Raw genomic sequence first — 406 nt, 5'->3', positions numbered from 1 at the left:
TCCGCCGGAAGAAGTTCATATCGAAGGCGGAGATGTCATGCTCTGGAATGATCATATTTTTATTGGTACTTATAAAGGAAGCGATTATAAAGATTATATAACTGCAAGAACAAATATGCATGGCGTCAATTTTATAAAAGAATTATTTCCAAGTAAAATTGTAAAAGAATTTGATCTGGTTAAATCCAAATTAGAAGCCCGCGACAATGCATTACACTTAGACTGTTGTTTTCAGCCGGTTGGAAAAGACAAAGGAATAATTTATAAAAGAGGTTTTCGTGAAGAAGCAGATTATCTGTATTTGGTAAATTTATTCGGGAAAGAAAATTTATTTCATATCGAAAGAGAAGAAATGTACAATATGTTTTCCAATGTATTTTCGATTGATAAAGATATTGTGGTTTCT

1 pseudogene is annotated in these 406 nt (G+C 31.5%); it reads left to right on the top strand.

Features of this window, described 5'->3' with window-relative positions:
- A pseudogene (locus ASE40_RS22320) lies at nucleotides 1-406 on the top strand (amidinotransferase); the annotation flags it as partial.

The organism is Flavobacterium sp. Root935, from assembly GCF_001429295.1.
In the GTDB taxonomy this organism is placed as follows: Bacteria; Bacteroidota; Bacteroidia; order Flavobacteriales; family Flavobacteriaceae; genus Flavobacterium.
Note: the sequence above shows the minus strand (reverse complement) of the source record. Positions and strands in the feature narration are given on the sequence as shown.